This window comes from Microvirga pudoricolor (assembly GCF_016892705.1).
GTDB lineage: Bacteria > Pseudomonadota > Alphaproteobacteria > Rhizobiales > Beijerinckiaceae > Microvirga > Microvirga pudoricolor.
In genome coordinates this window covers 1,810,209-1,828,771 of sequence record NZ_JAFEMB010000001.1, presented here as the reverse complement: position 1 = coordinate 1,828,771, position 18,563 = coordinate 1,810,209, and the positions used below count along the sequence as shown (strand labels likewise).

Sequence of the window (18,563 nt, the reverse complement as noted above, 5' to 3'; positions counted from 1 at the left end):
GGGCGGCGGCGGCAGGGCGGCGGTTGAAGAAAGGTTTCACGGGTCGTTCACTGATCGAAAGACGCACAATGTCAGGCGGAATGCCCCTTAACGGGTCGGTGCCTGCCGGTTGTTCTGAGGCTTGGCCGGTGCGGGCGCAGGCTTCTGGTTCGGGGCAGGCTTCTGCGCGGCGGCCGGGTCCGACCCGCTGCCCGGCACGAAGAGGGCCCGGACGCGCCCGCCCCCGCCCTGCTTGGCCTCCACGTTGGCGACGCCGGAGTTCAGGTCATAGACCACGCGTTCGCCCCGGGTCACGTTCGGACCGTCGCTGAGCGCCGCGTTTCCGGTCAGATAGATCTTGTTGGCCTGCCGGTCGAAAGTGGCCTCGTTGCCCGTGGCCACCTGCGTCTTCGACACGATGGTGACCGGGCCCTTGCAGTCGATCTTCTTGATCGAGCTGTCGTCCGTGCCCTGCGAGGTGGGCACGATGGAGCCGCCCGCCCCCTCGCGGTTCTGCTCGTAGAACACCGTCATGAGGGTGCAGTTCATGGTGCTGTCGCCCTGGACCGCCACCACATTGCCGGTGAACACCGCCCGGCCCTCCTTGTCGAACACGTCGAGGCGGTCGGCATCGATCTTGATGGGCTCCTTGCTGGAGCCGAAATTGCCGAAGCCCGCCGCCCGCTCCTTCTCGGCCTGGGCCCAGGCCGGCGCGGGCAGGCCCGGCATTGCGGTGAGGAAGGCGCCGGCCAGGAGAGCGGCGTATTTCATGGTGATCATGGACGCTGACTTACGGGTTGGGCCGGCTGGGCCGGAGCTTGTGGGGCGGGCGCGGAGGCGGGACCGGCCGCGGGCTGGCCGGCGGGATTGGCTTCGGGACCGAATTGCGACGTGCGGAACACGGTCTGGACGCGCCCCTTGAACCGCATGACCGTGCCGTTGTCGCTCACCCGCATCCCTTTCGCCTCGATGACCCCGTTGCCGAGGGATACTGTAACAGGCTCCGTCGATACCACAGTGCCGGCCTTGAAGTCGACAAAGGCGGAGCGGAGCTTCACCTCCTGGCCCGCATCCGTGCGCACATGGACGTCCTGGTCCAGCTTCATCTGCTCTTTCTGGGTGTCGAGCACTCCGGTCCTGGCCTGGAGATGGGCGGTTCCGCCCTGGTCGTCGGTGGCCAGATTGGCGCGCAGGTCCTTCAATTCCACGAGATTGGGCTGGCGGACATCCTGCGTGGCGGCCGTGGCGGTGACCTGATAGGGCCGCAGGTCGTTGCGGAAGCCCGACAGCTTGGGGGCCTCCATGGTGACCTGGGTGCCAGACACGGTGATCGGCCCGACGGTGAGCCCGGGCAGGATGTTGCGGAAGGGATCGAACACGATCACGAATGCGACAGCCGCCATGGCGAGCACGGAGCCCACCGGAATGGCCCACTTGGCGAACCGCACCCAGCGCGAGTGCCGGCGCGCCTGTGCGAACGCGCGCAGGCGCTTGGCCGGCAGCGGCGGCCGAACCGTATCGTTCATGGTGCCCTGAAAGACCGTCACCAGCAAAAGACCCTTTTCGCGCTATGCGTGAGGACCGGCGCCATGGGCCATCGCGATGGCGAAGTTATGACCAATTCCAATTTATGCGAGAAAGCTTAAGCGTGCGTCAACTATGCGCGAAGATGTCGATCTCGGGCCAGCCGAGAAGGTCGAGACGGGCGCGCGTGGGCAGGAAGTCGAAGCACTCCTGCGCCAGTTCGGTGCGTCCCTCCCGCGCCAGCATGGCGTCGAGCTTCTCCTTCAAGGCGTGCAGGTGCAGCACGTCGGACGCCGCGTATTCGATCTGAGCCTGGGTGAGCGCGTCGGCGCCCCAATCCGAGGATTGCTGATGCTTGGAGATCTCCGCGCCGATCAGCTCCCGGACCAGCTCCTTGAGGCCGTGCCGGTCCGTGTAGGTGCGCACGAGCCGCGAGGCGATCTTGGTGTCGTAGACAGGCTGCGCCAGGACCCCGAAGGCATGGAACAGAACCGCGATGTCGAAGCGGCCGAAATGGAAGATCTTCAGCACGCTCTCATCGGACAGGACCCGGAGCAAGGTCTCGGGCCTCGGCCCGTCCTTGAGGATCTGCACCACATCGGCCGTGCCGTCACCCGTGGAGATCTGCACCACGCAGAGCCGGTCCCGGTGCGGGTTGAGGCCGAGCGTCTCGGTGTCGATGGCAACCGACGGGCCGGGCCGGTAATCGGCGGGCAGATCGCCGCGATGAAAGCGTATGGTCATCAGATCCGTGTCCGGAGAGGTTGACAGGCTGTAACCTGTCCGCGCCGGGGCGGCAACCGCGAAAAAACCCCGCCGGAGCGGGGTTTTTGCGGGAGACGGCGTCCAATCCCTAGCGGCAGGTGCGAACCTGCCGCACCACCACGTTGCCATAGCGGTTTACCACCCGGCGCGGCTGGTACCAGCATCGGGAGGCGGGCCGGTAATAGGCGGGCCGATAGGCCGGACGGGGCTGGTTGGCGATGGCGCCCAGGGCCAAGCCGCCGATGAGACCCGCCACGACGGCGCCGCTGCTGTCATAGGGCCGATAATACCCATACGGAGCGCCGTAACCGTACCCATAGCCGTAATAGGCCGGACGGGCGTAGCCGCGCCAATAGGGCCGGGGCCGGTAACCGTAATAGGCGGGCCCGTAACCGTAGCCGCCCCGGTAAACCGGGCGGTAGCCGTAGCCCGGTCCGCCCCAGCCGCCCCGGTAATAGGGTCCCACCGGGTTGTCGCCCGGCCCGTACCAGACCTGCGCCTGGGCCGGGGCCGCGGACGACTCGACGGCGAGGCCCGCCGCCAGGGCCGCGAGCCCGACGGCGATCGAACGGAACGACAGGGCCATCATACTCTCCTCACGGGAATGTCAGACGATTCAACGGCTGGACGAGCCCGGCCGTTCCAGCTTGGCGGGCCGTTCCGAGGGGGTGCGACATCCGGGCCGTGCCGATGCGCACAGCGGAAGGGAAACGGGGGATTTTAAATGTTCTCCTAGGGTAAGGTTTATGACTAATGTGAATGGACGTCTGCCGTCAGGAGCGGAGTTGATGGCCATTTCCGCAGGCGAAAACCGATCGTTCCCAAGGGCCCCTTCGGGGCTGGCCGGCGAGCGCCGCCAGGTCACGGCGTTTTTCTACGACATCGTGGGCTCGACGCAGCTCCTTCACGCCTTTGACCCGGAAGAATTCGGCCTCGTGCAGCGCCGGGTGCACAGTCTTGCGGCCGCCTCCATCCAGGAACAGGGCGGGCATCTCGACACCCTGCGGGGCGACGGCGGCGCGGCCTATTTCGGCTATCCGGCCCCCTCCGAAACCGCGGCCGAGAGCGCGGTGGCGGCCGGGCTCGACCTGGTCTCCCGCTGCCGGGCGCTCCAGGAATCCGGTAAGGGCCCGCTGCTTCAGGTGCGCGTCGGCATCGCCACCGGCATGGTGATCATCTCCGATTTCCAGGACAGCGCCCTGCCGGGCGGCTGGGAGGTGATCGGCATCACGCCCGCGCTCGCGGCGCGCCTGCAATCCGAGGCCGAGCCCGACAGCGTGGTGGTGGCCGACGCGACCTTCCGGCTGACCCGCGGCGCCTTCGCGTTCGAGCCCCTCGGCCAGCGCACCCTGAAGGGCTTCGCGGAGGCGGTGCAGATCTGGCGCCCGACCGGACGCCGGTCGCACGGGGTGCGCTTCGCCTCCTCGCGCCATCCCATGACGCCCCTGGTGGGACGCGACGCGGAGCTCGAACGGCTCCGCCACGCCTGGGCGGAGACCCGCGAGGGGCGCGGCCAGGTGCTCACGGTGGTGGGCGAGGCCGGGATCGGCAAGTCGCGCCTCGTGGCCGAGTTCAGCCAGGAGGTGAAGGCCCCGGAAGCCCCGGGGCGAGGCCGGACCGGCGACGTGCGGGTCTTCCAATGCCTGCCCCGGGGCAATGCCCGACCGCTCCATCCGTTCATCGACTCCCTGCATCGCCTCATCCGGGGCGAGACGGCCGGATCGCCGTCGCTCTCGGTGGAGGAGGTGGACGCCTTCATGCGGCACGGCGGCGTGGCGCTGGAGCCCGACGAGACCGAGGTCATCGCGTTCCTGAGCGGCGGGCCGGGCAACCGCCCGGCGGACCGGCTGGCGGACCGGCCGGGCGAGGAGACGCGGCGGCTCGCCCTCGATGCCGCCTTCACGGTCCTGGCCGCCTGGGCGGCGCGCAGGCCGCAGGTGATCGTCGTCGAGGACACCCACTGGGCCGACACCATGACCCGCAGCCTGATCGCGGAGGCGGCCGACCGGCTCGCGGGGCTTCCGGTTCTCGTGCTGCTGACGAGCCGCCAGGACGACGAGGGCGTCCCGCCGCGACCGAACGCCACGACCGTCGCGCTGGGGCGGCTCGACGCGCAGACCGCCCCCCGGATGATCGCCTCCCTGTGGGGCGGTCCGCCGCCGCAGGGCTTCGCCTCCTTCGTGCACCACAAGAGCGACGGCGTTCCCCTTTTCGCCGAGGAGTTGGCGATCCTGCTCAAGGAGCGCTTCCTCCAGGGCGATTCCGACGCCCGCGACTGGGACCGGGCCCTGCGCGAGAGCGGCATCGTCACCCTGCAGGATCTCCTGTCGGCCCGCCTGTCGGGCCTCGGCCCCGCGCGCCGGATCGCCCAGCTGGCGAGCGTGATCGGGCGGGAGTTCGGGGCGGACCTGCTGGCGCGGGTCCTGGAGCGCGAGGAGCCCGCGCTCTCCCTCGACGAGGCCCTCGCGCACCTGCTCCGCTCCGGCATCATCCGCCGCACCCACGAGGAGAGCGACGCCGCCTACCGGTTCCGGCACGTCCTCCTCCAGGAGGCCGCCTATGACAGCCTGCTCAAATCCGACCGGCGCGAGCTGCACGGGCGCGTGGCCGACCTCGCGCCGCGGCAGGGAGGCTCCGTGCTGCCCGACGACGTGATGGCCTGGCATTGCGACCAGGCTGGCCGGCCCCGCGACGCCGCCGGCTACGCCCTGCGGGCCGCCGAGAGCTGTTCGGCCCGCTCGGCCGTGCGCGAGGCCGAGGGCCTCCTGGCCTTCGCCGAGGATCTGATCGGCCGCTGCGAGCCCGGCCCGGACGCGGACGAGCTGTCGCTCCAGCTCCTCGCCGCCCGCGGCCCGGTGGTCATCGCCCTGTCGGGCAAGGGATCGCCGGAGGCCCGCGCCGTCTACGACCAGGGCGTCGCCCTCTGCCGCCGGCAGGAGGTGGCGGGCGAACGCGAGCGCTGGTTCCCGCTCTATTGGGGCTGGTGGTACACATCGCCCGACCGGATCACGAAGAAAACCCGCTCGCAGGTTCTCATCGACGATCTCGACCGGGCCAACGACCCCGAGATCCGGCTGCAGAGCTTCCATTGCGCCTGGGCGGCCAACTATCATGTCGGCCATCACGATGTGTGCATGGACTGCATCGACGAGGGCCTGAAACTCTACGATCCGGATCAGGGCCGCGTCAGCCGCGCCCGCTACGGGGGCCACGATGCCAAGGTGTGCGGCTTGGGGGAGCGGGCCCATCTGCTCTGGCTGATGGGCGATCGGACGGGCGCGCAGGCGAGCATGCGGCAATCCTTGGAATGGGCGGAGTCGATCGATCACCTCGGCAGCCTTTGCCACGCGTTGGATTACGCGGCCCTGTTCAGCGTCTATTGCCGCGACCTCGCGCAAACCGCTGCCTTCGCGAGCCGGATGCACCTTCTGGCGGAAACGCACGGCCTCCCGGAAGTGCACGCCAAAAGCAGGATATTCGGCGGCTGGGCGACGGCCCTGCAAGGCGCGTTCGACACGGGCTTTTCGGAATTCCTGCAGGGGCTCGAGGCTCAGCAGGCCGTCGGTTCGGACGAGGACTGGCCCGTCTACCGCAGCCTGTGGGCTGAGCTGCTGATCCGTGCCGGCCAGGAGGACAGGGCCCTCGTGGTTCTGAACGAAGCGATTCAGGACGCTCAAACATCCGGAAACGCCGTCTGGCTGCCGGAACTCTACAGGATGCGCGCCAGGACCCGCGGCCCCGCGGTGAACCCCGACGCCTCCGTCCAGGATCTCGAAAGCGCCATCCGGCTGGCCGAGGAACAGGGCGCCGCAACGCTCGCCGCCCTGGCCCGCGCCGATCTCGACCGCGCCCGGCAGTCCTGACCTCCCGCCGTGACAAGGGATCCCCCCGCCGCGTCCGAGGTCATGGGACTGCTCCGTGGGGACCGCCCACCCGCTGAGAGCCCGCAAGACTGGCTCGCGCGGCTGATCGCCCGCCGGGCGGATTTCGGCATCACGCGCGTGGGCAGCGTCACCAGGCTCGACCGTATCGGAATTCCCGTGGTGCAGGTCGCCCGCCCCCTCGCGTTCTCGAACGCGGTCAGTCAGGGCAAGGGCACGGCCCCGGGCCAAGCCCTCGCGTCCGGTCTCATGGAGGCGGTCGAAACCTGGGCGGCCGAGCGGATCGCGGACCGAGACCGCCTCCGCAGCCCGTTCTCCGCCCAGCCGCCCGATGTCGCCGCGCTCTTCGGGCCCTGGCTCGGCGGCGCGCCGGAGGATTGGCGCGAGCGGCCGGTTCCGTGGATCGACGGATGGGACCTGCTCGCGGGACGGGTCAGGCCGGTGCCGATGGCCCTGGTGGACACGGTCTACACCCTGCCCTCGCCGCACCCCTGCTTTTTTCCCCGCGTCACCACCGGTCTCGGGGCCGGGCGCAGCCTCGCGGGCGCCGTCTGTCATGCGGGCCTCGAGATCCTGGAGCGCGACGCGATCGCGAGAGCGTACCGGCGGGAGGATTTTCACGACCGCTGGCAGACCGATCCGGCGCCCCTCTTGAGCGCGGAGCGGGCAGGCCTCCTGGCGGGTGTCGGGGCCGCGGGATTCGTGTGCGGCTTCTGGCAGGCGCCCGCCGCCCATGACCTGCCGGTCTATCTCTGCCACGTGATGGAAGGGGACCGGGCCCGGGAGCTTGCACCCTTGCCGGCCCAGGGCTCGGGCTGCGATACGACCCATGAACGAGCCATGGAAAAGGCGCTGCTCGAAGCCTGCCAGGCCCGCCTCACGGCCATTTCCGGCGCCCGGGAGGACGTGACCCGGCGCCATTATCCGGCCGGGCACGACCGCCCGGCGCTTGCGGCCTGGCGCGATCACCTGGCGCATCCGCCGCGCCTGCGCTGGGTCGAGGACCCGCCCTTGCCCGAGACGCCCTCGGATGTCGGCCGGCTGGAGCGTGTGATCGGCGCCCTTCGCCAGGCCGGGGCCGAGGCCGCCATCGTCGTGCCGCTTCACAGCGACCCGGCGCTCGGCCTGCACGTGGCGCGCCTTCTCGCCCCTCCCCTCATCCTCGACCCGGGAGCACGCGCGTGACGCCTCGCACCGTGGTCTTCCTGGGCCCCACCCTCCGCCGCGACGAGGCCGAGGCTTGCCTGCCCGCCGTCTATCGGCCTCCCGCCGAGGGAGGCGACGTCGTGCGGGCGATCCAGGATGGAGGAGCGCGGCGGATCGTGCTGATCGACGGCATCTTCGCGGCCGTCCCGGCCGTGCGGCACAAGGAAATCCTCTGGGCGCTCGCGCAGGGGGTTTCGGTCTACGGCGCCGCCAGCATGGGCGCGCTGCGCGCCGCCGAACTCCATCCCTTCGGCATGAGGGGCCACGGGCTGATCTACCGCTGGTACAGGGCCACTCCCCTGGCCGACGACGACGAGGTCGCGGTCGCCATGATGCCGCCTGCCCTCGGAGGACAGGCCTTGGGCGAGGCGCTCATCGACATGCGTCTCACCTTCCGCCGCGCCGAGCGGCACGGCGTGATCGACGGGCGCCTGCGCGCGGCCCTCGACGCGGCGGCGCGACGGCTGCATTTCCTCGACCGGACCTATGCGGCCCTCCTGGATGACGCCGCCTGTGTCTTGCCGGACCCGCTGCGGGGCGCCGTGCCGGCCCTGCGGGCGTGGATCGAGATTCACGCCGTGCGCCAGAAGCGGGAGGACGCGCTGGGCCTCCTGCGCCACCTGGCATCCCGCCCGGAGGAGACGGTCGTCGCGCCCCCCTTTCGCATGACGGAGGCCTGGGCGGCGGATCTTGATGCGGCGGGCCTAACCGTGCACCATGGCGGCTAGAGTTTTACCCTTTCGCCCGTCAGGTCGAGGATGCGGCAGCCCCCGCATCGCATGAGAAAGCTCGCGCCCCATGGATGCATTCGCAACCTGGTCTCCCGATGCCGGCACGGCGACGGCCAGCGTCGGCACGCGCTTTCTCGTCTATCCCCAGCCGCCCTTCGTGCCGGGCTACGAGCGCCCGGAACTCGTCTGGCTGCCGGTCCCGCCCGGACAGATCACCGCCGGTCCCGCGAGCCGGCGCGCCTATGTGCGCGATCCGGCCCTGCCCAAGGAGCCCTACCAAGCTCCCTACTTGCCACCCTTCCAGGGCCCCTGCTTCAATCCGGTCGCGCCGGGTCCGGACGGGCATTTCGATCATCTCGAGCCCGGCAGCCGCGACTTCATGGCGGCCCACGCCTTCGCGTGCACGCACCGGGTCCTGGACATCTGCGAGAACTATCTCGGGCGCACCTGGCCCTGGTTCTTCGAGCCGGAGCTCGCCCGGCTCGAGATCATCCCGCACGTGCCGTGGGACAACGCCCAGGCCGGTTGGGGCTTTCTCGAACTCGGCGAGGACGAGCGCACGGAAACCCGCTTTCCCTTCGCGCTGAACTTCGACGTGATCGCGCACGAGCTCGCGCACCTGGTGCTGATGAGCACCCTGGGCCTGCCGCGCTATTCGGCGCCGAGTTCCGACTTCCTGGCCTATCACGAGGCCGTGGCGGATTTCGTCTCGCTCATCGGCCTCCTGCATTTCGACACCGCCATGGACCGGATCCTGCGCCGGACGCGGGGCAACCTTCTCGTCATGAACGAGCTCGACCGCTTCGCGGAGCTGTCCGAGGAGAAGCAGGTCCGGCGCTTCAGCAACTCCCTGCGCATGGGAGATGTCGGGCATGAGGTGCATGACCGCTCGAAGCCCTTCGCGGGGGCGCTGTTCGACACGTTGATCGAGATCTACCAGGCCATCCTGTTCGAGCGCGGCCTCTCGCGGCTCGACCCGCGCAGCTTCGCGCATCTGCGCCTGGAGCTTTCCCAGGGCGACCTGGAGCGCGAGCTGCAGATGACGGGGGCGGATTACGAGCTGCGGCACTTTCCCATGAAGGCGGCGCTGGCGGAGGCGCGCGACACGCTCGGCGAGGCGCTCATGCGCTCCTGGGACCTGCTCGATCCCGACCGCATGACCTTCGCGGACGCCAAGGACGCCCTGGTGGAGGCCGCCCTCAGGGGACGCGGCGCGCGCTACGCGGACCGCATCGCCGACAATTTCGCCTGGCGGGGCTTCGACTAGACCGGGCCGCCGTCACGACCCGCAGATCATTCGCATCGAGGAGGCACAGATTATGAGCACAAACGACGTTCCGGCTCCGGGCCTGTCGGCGGGCTTCGCGACGGACGAGGTCATCGTCTATGGAATCTCCCTGAAGCAGACCGGCGTGATCGCCGTCGCGGTCATCGACGGCGGCAGCGGCTACTCGGACTCGACCCGGGTCCGGTTCGGCTTCGACGACGACGCGGATTACGCCACCCACGCCGAAGCCGTCCCGGTCGTCGAGAACGGCGAGATCCGGCAGATCGTCGTGGTCAATCCGGGCACCTACGGCAAGACCGTCCCGACCGTGGAGATCAGCGACGACGCCGGTAGCGGCGCCGACGCCATGGCCGTCCTGGGCCAGGTGGCGGTGCTCAACCTGGAGAACAGCCGGTGGAATGTCGGCCTGCTGGGCATGATCGACAGCCGCAGGCGCCGGCGGGAGGGCGGGCCGACGGATTTCGTCGTTCTGGCGGCCTACGGTTACGCGTTCGAGGGCCATTGCTACCGCTTCGACAAGCCGCGCCTGATCGGCTTTGCCACCCACGGCGACAAGGAGCGGGTGAAGGGCCCCCTGGGCTGCGGTTTCGACCTTCCGGCTCCGGGCAACCCCGAGGCCTGGTACCAGGGCTGGCGCCTGCGCTCCGGCCAGCGCGTCATCGAGATGGGCATGACGGTCGGCCTCGTGCAGGACGTGATCCTCGACGCCAACCGGCCCGGCCGCCGGCCGCCCAACACCTATGCGGGAGAAATGCAGCTCGCCCATCGCGGCGGGCGACTGACCTCCCCTTGAGGGCGTGACGGGCGCGGGCGGCCTCGACGCGGGCCGCGTCCGCCTCGGACGCTGGAGCGCGCCGGGAGGCGACGCGCATTCCCTCAGAGCATCTGCGACAGGAACTCCTTCAGCCGCGCCGACGCGGGTGCGTTGAACATTTGCTGCGGAGGGCCGCGCTCGATCATCCGCCCCCTGTCGAGGAAGACGACCTGGTGCGCGGCCTCCCTGGCGAAGCGCAGTTCGTGCGTGACGACCATCATGGTCATGCCGGACTTCGCGAGGCGCTTCATGATCTCCAGGATTCCCTTCACGAGCTCCGGATCGAGGGCGGAGGTGGCCTCGTCGAAGAGCATGACCTGCGGCCGCATGGCCAGCGCGCGGGCGATGGCGACGCGCTGCTGCTGGCCGCCGGAGAGCTGCGCGGGGCGGCGGTCCTTCATGTCCAGCAGCCCAACCTCGTCGAGCTGGGCCTCGGCGACGTGAACGGCCTCGTCCGTCGGCATCCTTTTGACCCGCGTCAGCGCCAGGGTGATGTTGCGCAGCACTGTCATGTGCGGAAACAGGTTGAAGCCCTGGAAGACCATGCCGACGCGCGAGCGCACGGCGTCGATGTCGGTCCCGGCCCTCGTGATATCCTCGTCGCCGATGATGATCCGGCCCGAACTGGGTTCCTCGAGCCGGTTGACGCATCGCAGGAACGTCGACTTGCCCGAGCCCGACGGCCCGATGATGCATGTTGTCGTCCCGGGATCCACCGTCAGGGTGATGTCCCGCAGGACGGGGTTGCGGTCGAACGCCTTGGTGATGCCTTCGGTACGGACGCCGACGGACGGGCGATGCGAGACCATGGCTATCTCCTTCCGCTAGGACTGATGGGCCGGTGCCGGAGCCACCGCGGGAGCCGGCTCGGACAAGGGTCTTTCGCCCTCGCGCAGCCGCCTGTCGAAGGCGTTGACCGCATAGGTCAGCGGGATCGTCAGGCAGAGATACACCATCCCGGCGGCAACCAGGGGCGATAGGGTCCCGGAGATGTGCGCGGCGTCGGACGCGATGCTGAAGATCTCGCGCTGGTCGGGAAGCAGGCCCAGGAGGTAGACGAGGGACGAGCCCTTGATGATGTGGATGAACTGGCCCGTGAGCGCCGGAAGAACGCGGCGGATGCCCTGGGGGACGATGACCCAGCGCATCGTTTCGAAATAGGACAGTCCCAACGAGCGCGACGCCTCCATCTGCCCGCGTTCGACGCTTTGGATGCCGCTCCGAAAGATCTCGCTGATATAGGCCGCCTCGATCAGGCCGAGCGCCAGCGCCGCATAGGCGTAGCTGTTGCCGCCGAAGATGCGGATGCCGGCGATCGGGAGGCCCTGGCCGACGAGATAGATCGTCAGGATGACGGGCAGGCCGCGGAACACGTCCACGAAGGCTCGCGCCGGAAGGCGCACGGACGCGCTTCGGCTGATCAGCATCATGGCCACGACCAAGCCGAGGCACGAGCCGATCACGACGGCGATCAGGGCCAGAAGGAGCGTGTTGGGAACGCCGACGGCCAGCAGCTCGGGAAGGACGGCGAGGATCTGATCGACGTCGAAGAACGTGCGCCAAAGTCTCTGCATCCCCTCAGGCATCTCGACCCTCCCTCGCGGCTGGTGGCGGCGTCCAACTTTATGCGGCGATCCTGGTGCCCAGGCGCTCGAAGGCGCCGAACAGGTCCTCCGGGCGGGCCGCCCGCGCGATCAGCCCCTGGGCGAATTGCTCATGGCAGATCATCGCGAGCATGCGCTGGTGGGCGACCGCCTCGGTGCCGAAGGGAGGCGTGTCGCCTGGGAAGTCGCGGATCATGGTCTCGACCTCCTCCATCGCCCAGGGCGAGCCTTCCGCGAACTTCTTGGCCTTCGACCACCAGAGATCCCAGGACGCACGCAGGGCGTTATAGAGCGTGATCACGGCCGCGGGGTGAGCCTCGGCGAAATCACGGCGCACCGCGACGATGTGGAAGCCGGGATAGACGCCGGTCCGGCGATGGAACTCCTGCTCGACCTCGCGGTAGTTGCGCACCAGACGGCGGAACTCGCCGTCGGGCTGGAAGACCGGCTCGGGCATGAAGGCCGTCGTGACGGCGTCGATGCTTCCGTCGCGCAGCTTGCCCATGAGCGTCTCGCCGGAGCGCAGGACCCGCGATCCCCTGGGAGGGTCGACGTCCAGGGCGGTCGGCGGCTTGAGCGGCGTGGCCTCGTCGAGGTCGCCGATCACCCAATCCACGTCCGACACCTGGACCCCGGCGTCGCGCATGGCGGCCCGCGCCCACATGGTGCCGGTATCGCTCCAGGAATTCGTCCCGATCGTGCGCCCGCGCAGGTCCGCCAGCGTTTCCAGGGGGCTGTCGCGGCGCACGATGTAGTTCCGGTGCCGGAAGCCGCGCAGGATGAAGGCCGGCAGCCCGATGAGGCTGTCGTCTCCCTTCGCGGCAGCCAGGACATAGCGGTTGAAGGACACCTCGGCCGCCGCGAGCCCCTCCGGAAACGCGCTGGTCAGGGGCGCGCGATGATCCAGGTTGAGCTTGATGCCCGGCGTCGGAACATCGCCCAGGAAGAGAGGCGTCAGGTGGTCATAGGCACGAAGGGTCATGTTCAACGTTAGATCAGGCATGGGTTTCATCTCCGATGGTTGGGCGGGAGCCGGACGAGGATCGGGAACCGGATGCGGGTCCGAGACCGACGGCCCCGCCGCGGGGATCCGCGCCCGGGATCAGGCGGCCGTCCTGGTCGATCTGGATGGCCTGAACGCGCGCCTGATCGATGGCCCGGCGCACGGCGCAGCCTCGGCTCTCGAGTCCCGTGCGAATGGCCTCCGGCCAGCCGGGCTCGAGATGAATGAGCAGGTCTTCCTCGCTGTGGAACCGCGGCAATCCCACGGCGATGTCGGCCGGGATGTCCCGGTCCACGACGTTCAGGAGAACCTGGAGGATCGACGTGATGATCCTGCTGCCGCCCGGGGCGCCGATCACGAGCTTGGTGCGACCGTCCCGGCGGACGATCGTCGGCATTCCGCTGCCGATGCGCCGCCCCGGCAGGATCGACATCGGCCGATCCGGGCGGGGGTCGAAATGGCCGAGGAAGTTGTTGTGCAGAAAGCCGAGCTCCGGCGAAACGAAGCCCGCTCCGGCGACGGACCCGATGGAATGGGTGAAACTGATGGCGAGACCGTCATCGTCGACGGCGACCACATGCGTCGTCCCGGTGCTCCGCCTCTCGGCTTCGCCGGCGATACGCTCGCCTCGAGCGATGCGCTCCGCCCACTGGCGGATGCGGTCTTGCGATGTCACGCGCCGCGTCCAGGCATCCGCCTCCGGGAGCAGAACCGCCTTGACGTCCCGGTTGTCGGCAAAGCCCGCGCGCATCACCTGCGCGATCGTGTCCACGGCCTCGAGGCTGTCGCGCGGATGCGCCGGAATGTTCAACCTCTCCAGGATGCCCAGCATCTCGACGAGCTGGACGCCGGGGCTCGGCGGCGGCGACGTGTGGACGTCGTGGCCGCGATACCGGGCATGCAGGGCCTCCTGCCGACGCACCCGGTAGGACGCGATATCCTCGGCCAGGACCAGGCTGCCCCTGCGCTCCAGGTCCTCGCCGATCTGCCGGCCGACGGCTCCGCCGTAGAAATCCGCCGCCCCAGCCTGCGCGATCCGGTCCAGGGTCCGGGCCAGGGCGGGCTGGCGCAGGCAATCGCCGGTCCGGTACGGCTGCGATCCGTCCTTGAGATAGAGGCGCCTGGCGCCATCGTCCCGCTCGAACTTCGCCATGAGGGACGGATAGCCGGGAGCCGCGGGACCGCGCTCCTCGAACTCCCGGGCCCAGATCGCGGCGATGTAGGGATAGACCTCGAAGCCGGTCGCCAGGCGGATCGACGGCGCGATCAGTTCGGCCCAGGAAAACCTGCCGCTTCCGTGCAGGGCGAGGAGTTCGGCGCAGGTGGCGACGAACCCTGGCGCCATGACCGATGGGGCGCCGATCTGATTGTCGTCTCCTTCGACGATGAACCGGCCGATGGCCTCCGCGCGGCCGTTCAGGTGCCGGGCCCAGCCGGCGGGAACCGGACCCGACCCGGTCTCGGCCTCTCCGTTCAGAACCGTCGTGCCGCCGGTCCTGTCCATGGCGAGAAGGATGGCCGTGCCGCCGAGGCCGCATTGAAAGGGGTTGGTCGCGCCCTGGGCGAAAGCCGCCGCAACCGCCGCATCGGCCGCATTGCCGCCGCGGTGCAGGATGTCGGCGCCGACCGCAGCCGCCGGCGGCTCTGGACAAACGACCATCGAGCCCATGGATCCCTCGAAGCAGGTGTGGGGGGTTGACGGGCTTCTCTCGAGAGAAGCCGCCATCGGGAGCATCGCACGGCGCGGCGGCAGGCCCGACGCGGCCCGCGATCCCGCGCGATCCTACGAGCGCGGGGACGCCACCCCGGGCGCGCGCTGGGCTTCAAGGCCCGGATAATCCTTGTACATGGGCTCCGGCAGGGCGTCCCCCGCATGCCACTTGTCGAAGATCCTGACATAGGTCCCGTCCCGGACGAGCTCGCGCAGCCCATCGTCGAGGGCCTTGCGGAGGGCGTCGTTGCCCTTGCGCACCGGGAAGGCGTTCGGATAGGGCGTGGGCGTCCGTGCCGCGACCGTCAGGTGGGGAAACCGCTTCAGCGTCTCGCCGAGCAGGGCGCTTCCCGTCAGAACGCCGTCGACCTTTCCGGCGTTCAGCGCCGCGACGGCGGCCGTGTCGTTCGGGAACGCCATGAGCTGGATGCCGGGGTGGTTGTCCGCCATGTAGCGTTCCTGGATGCTGCCCTTGTTGATGCCCACGGTCTTGCCCGACAGATCCCCGTACCCGCCGATGCCGGCGCTCTTGTCCACGATCAGCGGAAACCAGCCGTAGTACCAGGAGCCCGAGAAATCGACGACGGCCTCCCGCTCGGGCGTTCTCATGAGGCCCATGGCGGCAAGGTCGTATTGCCGGTTCGAAACGGCCGGCAAGGCCCCGGCGAGATCGGCCTGGGCCTTGAACTCCACCGCGAGGTTGTGGCGTCTGGCAATCTCTTCCACGATCTCCACCGCCATGCCGGTCGCCTTGCCGTCCTTGATGAAGGACGTGGGAGGCGAGGCGGGATTGAACAGGACCGTCAGCTGCCCGGGCACGACGGTCTCCAGCGGAGCCGGTCGGGCCGCATCCTGCGCGACGGCGCCCGTGAAGGCGGCGCTCAAGGTGAGTGCGGCGACACCGAACAGATGCCGGAACGACCTGGGATGCTTCATCTCGTTTCTCCCGAAGACGGCCCTCGCTGGGACGTCGGATGCCCTTGTCGCGTCTCACGTCCGGGCGCTTGGCGTCGTGGCCGGCTGAGGCCGGGTCTCGGGATCATCTTACGCAGCAGGAGATCATCGAAAAATTGAAACATTTGAACGTGGTATAGGCCCGGGCTATACGCCGTCGGGCTCGAGAGCGGGCTGCCCGCTCCGATCCGGAGCGCCGATCCCGGCCGCAATGAGGATCAGGCCGTGGCGCGGGCGAGGGCCATGGCCTGGGCGCCGGCCGGACCGTCCTGAACGGCAAGGCGCTCCGCATGGTGGCACGACACCGTGTGCGCCGGCTCGAGCTCCCGCAGTTGCGGCACCTGCGTGCGGCATTCGTCCGTCGCGTCGGGGCATCGGGTGTGAAAGGGGCAGCCCTCGGGCATGTTCATGGGGCTTGGCGGATCGCCCTGCAGCCTCACGGGTTTTCGGCCCCGCCGGGGCCTGGGCGCCGGCACGGCGGCCAGGAGAAGCTTGGTGTAGGGGTGAAGCGGGTTGGCGAAAATCCGGTCCGTCGGGCCGCTCTCGACGATGCGGCCGAGATACATGATCGCGACCTGATCGCACAGGTACCGCACCACGGACAGGTCGTGGGAGACGAACAGATAGGTGAGGCCGAGCCGGCGCTGCAGGTGGATGAGCAGGTTGAGGATCTGTGCGCGCACGGACACGTCGAGCGCGGAGACGGGCTCGTCGAGGACGATGAAGTTCGGGTGGGACAGGAGCGCGCGGGCAATCGCGATCCGCTGGCGCTGGCCGCCGGAGAACTGGTGCGGAAACCGCTCGAGCGCCGCTTCGGTCAGCCCCACGGCCTCGAGGCTCTGCAGGATGCGTTCGCGGCGCTCCGCGCCACCGAGCGACTCCATCGCCCGCAGCGGTTCGTCGAGAATGGTCTTGACCCGCAGACGAGGGTTGAGCGCCGCGTATGGATCCTGAAACACGATCTGCATCTCGCGCCGCAGGGCGCGCAGCTTGCGCGGGCTCAGTGCGGTCAGGTCGGTGGCGGCGGCGTCCTGTCCCTGCGCGCGGAACAGGATCCGGCCGCCGGAGGGCTTCTGCAGCTGAAGAATGGCCCTGGCGAGGGAACTCTTGCCGCAGCCGCTCTCGCCCACGAGGCCGAACGTGGCCCCCGTCGGGATGGCGAGGCTGACGCCGTCCACCGCTCGGACCGCGCCGACGACCCGGCGGAACAGGCCCTTGCGGATCGGGTAATGGACCTTGAGATCGCTGATGCGCAGGCGCTCGGTCATGCGACGGCCTCCGCGACGGCCGGGTAAAGCCAACAGGCCACCGAATGCTCCGGCGAGAGGTTCTGGAGGGCCGGCATCCGCTCCCCGCATCTTGGCATGACATGGGGACAGCGGCCGGCGAACGGGCAGCCCTGGATCTCCTCGGTGATCGGCGGAACCTGCCCGGGAATGGGGGTCAGCTCGACCCGCCTTCCGTCCGCGGGCGGAAGGGAGGCCATCAGCCCCCGGGTATAGGGATGCGCCGGGTTGTCGAACAAGGCACCCACGCCCGCCTTCTCGACCACGTGGCCGCGATACATGACGATCACGTCGTCGGCATTCTCGGCCACCACGCCCAGATCGTGGGTGATCAGGAGGGTCGCCATGCCGAGCCTCTCGCCGAGATCGCGCAGCAGGTCCAGGATCTGCGCCTGGACCGTGACGTCGAGGGCCGTGGTCGGCTCGTCGGCGATCAGGACGCTGGGAGCGCATGCGATCGCGATGGCGATCATCACGCGCTGCCGCATGCCGCCGGAAAGCTGGAAGGGATAGTGCCCCGCGCGCTCCTCCGGGGCGGGGATGCCCACCAGACGCAGGAGGTCGACGGCCCGTGCCCAGGCCTCTCTCCGCGACAGGCCGAGATGCCGGCGCAGGCCCTCGGAGATCTGGTCGCCCACCGTATAGACGGGGTCGAGCGCCGTCATGGGATCCTGAAAGATCATCGCGATGCGGCGCCCGCGAATGGCCCGCATCTGCCGGCCCGACGGGTCCAGCCCCGCGATATCCTGCGGGCCGTCCTCCGTCCGGAGCACGATGGAGCCCTCGCTGACCCGCAGAGGGGCCGACAGGAGGTTCATGGCCGACAGGGCCGTCACAGACTTGCCGCACCCGCTCTCGCCCACGAGGGCCAGCGTCCTACCCCTGTGCAGCTCGAGGTTGATGCCGCTGGCGATGCGCTGCATGATCGATCGCGGGCCGCCGATGTCGATGCTGACATTGCTCATCTGGAAGACCGGTGCGTTCATCGCAGCACTCCCTGCAGGCGCGGATCGAGTCGGTCGCGAATCCAGTCTCCGACGAAATTATACCCGATGGCCGTGGCCATGATGGCCAGTCCGGGAGCGGCCGTGAGCCACCAGGCCGTGTCGAGCTCGTTGCGTCCCTCTTGCAGCATGCCGCCCCAGGACGGCGTCTCCGGCGGAGCGCCGAGGCCCAGGAAGGAGAGACCCGATTCCATGAGGATCGCGTAGGCCAGCTCGAGGGTGGCGATCACCATCAGGGGTCCGACCATGTTGGGCAGGACGTGCACGGCGAGCGTCCGCGGCAGGGAGATCCCGGCGGCCCGGCACGACAGCACGTATTCCTTCTCCCGGAGCTCCAGCGACAGGGAATAGGTGACCCGGGCGAACTGGGCCCAGCGTACGACCGCGAACGCGATGATGAGGTTGGTGAGGCTCGCGCCCAGCACGCTCATGAGGACGAGCGCCAGCAGGATGAAGGGAATCGACAGCACGATGTCGGTCGCGACGAGCACCAGCGACTCGACCGTGCGGCTCATGAACCCGGCCGCGAGGCCGAGGGGAATGCCGATCAGGGCCGAGACACCGACGGCCCCGAAGGCGACGGTCAGCGACACGCGCGTCCCGTAGATGATGCGGCTCATGACGTCCTGCCCGAGCCTGTCCGTGCCCAGGAGATGGATGCCGCCCTCGCTCCCCTCGGCCATCGGCGCCGCCAGGCTGTTGATGATGTCCTGGGCGTTCGGATCGAAGGGGGAGATCCACGGCGCCGTGATGGCGGCCACGATGACGAGAAGGAGGATGCCGAATCCCGCAAGACCTTTCTTCGACATGGAT

General features: G+C 69.2%; 15 protein-coding genes and 1 pseudogene. 5 read left to right on the top strand and 11 right to left on the bottom strand.

Annotated elements, in window-relative coordinates; genetic code table 11:
• Positions 1 to 87: 87 nt before the first annotated feature.
• The 4 genes from lptA to ILT42_RS08570 form a co-directional block, all read right to left on the bottom strand.
• Entirely contained in the window at positions 88 to 759 is a 672-nt protein-coding gene (gene lptA, locus ILT42_RS08585; RefSeq protein ID WP_204215018.1) for a lipopolysaccharide transport periplasmic protein LptA, read from the bottom strand.
• Positions 756 to 1,526 (bottom strand): LPS export ABC transporter periplasmic protein LptC, encoded by a 771-nt coding sequence (lptC, locus tag ILT42_RS08580; RefSeq protein ID WP_204215017.1) that lies wholly within the window; start codon positions 1,524 to 1,526, stop codon positions 756 to 758. The genes lptA and lptC overlap by 4 nt, the downstream gene beginning before the upstream one ends.
• 106 nt (positions 1,527 to 1,632) lie before the next feature.
• Complete coding sequence (locus ILT42_RS08575) at positions 1,633 to 2,247, bottom strand: ribonuclease D (RefSeq protein ID WP_204215016.1); 615 nt, start codon at positions 2,245 to 2,247, stop codon at positions 1,633 to 1,635.
• Positions 2,248 to 2,356: 109 nt separating this feature from the next.
• Positions 2,357 to 2,854 (bottom strand): hypothetical protein, encoded by a 498-nt coding sequence (locus tag ILT42_RS08570; RefSeq protein ID WP_204215015.1) that lies wholly within the window; start codon positions 2,852 to 2,854, stop codon positions 2,357 to 2,359.
• Positions 2,855 to 3,056: 202 nt separating this feature from the next.
• Here ILT42_RS08570 and ILT42_RS08565 point away from each other — a divergent pair, with 202 nt between their 5' ends.
• From ILT42_RS08565 to ILT42_RS08545, 5 genes are all read left to right on the top strand, one after another.
• Positions 3,057 to 6,131, top strand: coding sequence for an AAA family ATPase (locus tag ILT42_RS08565; RefSeq protein ID WP_204215014.1), 3,075 nt, complete (start codon positions 3,057 to 3,059; stop codon positions 6,129 to 6,131).
• Between the two features lie 9 nt (positions 6,132 to 6,140).
• On the top strand, positions 6,141 to 7,334 hold the full coding sequence (locus ILT42_RS08560; protein ID WP_204215013.1) for a YcaO-like family protein: 1,194 nt from the start codon (positions 6,141 to 6,143) through the stop codon (positions 7,332 to 7,334).
• Complete coding sequence (locus tag ILT42_RS08555) at positions 7,331 to 8,083, top strand: TfuA-like protein (protein ID WP_204215012.1); 753 nt, start codon at positions 7,331 to 7,333, stop codon at positions 8,081 to 8,083. Before ILT42_RS08560 ends, ILT42_RS08555 begins: the two co-directional genes overlap by 4 nt.
• Before the next feature lie 70 nt (positions 8,084 to 8,153).
• Positions 8,154 to 9,353 carry a gluzincin family metallopeptidase gene (locus ILT42_RS08550; RefSeq protein WP_204215011.1) on the top strand — a complete coding sequence of 400 codons (1,200 nt, stop codon included), beginning with the start codon at positions 8,154 to 8,156 and terminating at the stop codon, positions 9,351 to 9,353.
• Between the two features lie 52 nt (positions 9,354 to 9,405).
• Positions 9,406 to 10,167, top strand: a complete 762-nt coding sequence (locus ILT42_RS08545; RefSeq protein ID WP_204215010.1) for a hypothetical protein — start codon at positions 9,406 to 9,408, stop codon at positions 10,165 to 10,167.
• Between the two features lie 83 nt (positions 10,168 to 10,250).
• Here ILT42_RS08545 and ILT42_RS22810 read toward each other — a convergent pair.
• From ILT42_RS22810 to ILT42_RS08505, 7 genes and pseudogenes are all read right to left on the bottom strand, one after another.
• Positions 10,251 to 11,774, bottom strand: a pseudogene (locus ILT42_RS22810) (amino acid ABC transporter permease/ATP-binding protein).
• Positions 11,775 to 11,811: 37 nt separating this feature from the next.
• Positions 11,812 to 12,795, bottom strand: a complete 984-nt coding sequence (locus ILT42_RS08530; RefSeq protein ID WP_204215007.1) for an ABC transporter substrate-binding protein — start codon at positions 12,793 to 12,795, stop codon at positions 11,812 to 11,814.
• A complete protein-coding gene (locus ILT42_RS08525) occupies positions 12,788 to 14,464 on the bottom strand; it encodes a gamma-glutamyltransferase family protein (protein WP_204215006.1) in 1,677 nt (558 codons plus the stop codon). The genes ILT42_RS08530 and ILT42_RS08525 overlap by 8 nt, the downstream gene beginning before the upstream one ends.
• Positions 14,465 to 14,578: 114 nt before the next feature.
• Complete coding sequence (locus ILT42_RS08520; RefSeq protein WP_204215005.1) at positions 14,579 to 15,442, bottom strand: substrate-binding periplasmic protein; 864 nt, start codon at positions 15,440 to 15,442, stop codon at positions 14,579 to 14,581.
• A gap of 236 nt (positions 15,443 to 15,678) precedes the next feature.
• Positions 15,679 to 16,728 (bottom strand): ABC transporter ATP-binding protein, encoded by a 1,050-nt coding sequence (locus tag ILT42_RS08515; protein WP_204215004.1) that lies wholly within the window; start codon positions 16,726 to 16,728, stop codon positions 15,679 to 15,681.
• Entirely contained in the window at positions 16,725 to 17,732 is a 1,008-nt protein-coding gene (locus tag ILT42_RS08510) for an ABC transporter ATP-binding protein (RefSeq protein WP_204215003.1), read from the bottom strand. Before ILT42_RS08510 ends, ILT42_RS08515 begins: the two co-directional genes overlap by 4 nt.
• Positions 17,729 to 18,559, bottom strand: a complete 831-nt coding sequence (locus ILT42_RS08505; protein ID WP_204215002.1) for an ABC transporter permease — start codon at positions 18,557 to 18,559, stop codon at positions 17,729 to 17,731. The genes ILT42_RS08510 and ILT42_RS08505 overlap by 4 nt, the downstream gene beginning before the upstream one ends.
• Positions 18,560 to 18,563: the final 4 nt, after the last annotated feature.

Coding starts and splice junctions, on each gene's coding strand:
- lptA (WP_204215018.1), bottom strand. CDS start 759: ATGATCACCATGAAATACGCCGCTCTCCTGGCCGGCGCCTTCCTCACC.
- ILT42_RS08575 (WP_204215016.1), bottom strand. CDS start 2,247: ATGACCATACGCTTTCATCGCGGCGATCTGCCCGCCGATTACCGGCCC.
- ILT42_RS08570 (WP_204215015.1), bottom strand. CDS start 2,854: ATGGCCCTGTCGTTCCGTTCGATCGCCGTCGGGCTCGCGGCCCTGGCG.
- ILT42_RS08565 (WP_204215014.1), top strand. CDS start 3,057: ATGGCCATTTCCGCAGGCGAAAACCGATCGTTCCCAAGGGCCCCTTCG.
- ILT42_RS08550 (WP_204215011.1), top strand. CDS start 8,154: ATGGATGCATTCGCAACCTGGTCTCCCGATGCCGGCACGGCGACGGCC.
- ILT42_RS08545 (WP_204215010.1), top strand. CDS start 9,406: ATGAGCACAAACGACGTTCCGGCTCCGGGCCTGTCGGCGGGCTTCGCG.
- ILT42_RS08530 (WP_204215007.1), bottom strand. CDS start 12,795: ATGCCTGATCTAACGTTGAACATGACCCTTCGTGCCTATGACCACCTG.
- ILT42_RS08525 (WP_204215006.1), bottom strand. CDS start 14,464: ATGGGCTCGATGGTCGTTTGTCCAGAGCCGCCGGCGGCTGCGGTCGGC.
- ILT42_RS08520 (WP_204215005.1), bottom strand. CDS start 15,442: ATGAAGCATCCCAGGTCGTTCCGGCATCTGTTCGGTGTCGCCGCACTC.
- ILT42_RS08515 (WP_204215004.1), bottom strand. CDS start 16,728: ATGACCGAGCGCCTGCGCATCAGCGATCTCAAGGTCCATTACCCGATC.
- ILT42_RS08510 (WP_204215003.1), bottom strand. CDS start 17,732: ATGAACGCACCGGTCTTCCAGATGAGCAATGTCAGCATCGACATCGGC.
- ILT42_RS08505 (WP_204215002.1), bottom strand. CDS start 18,559: ATGTCGAAGAAAGGTCTTGCGGGATTCGGCATCCTCCTTCTCGTCATC.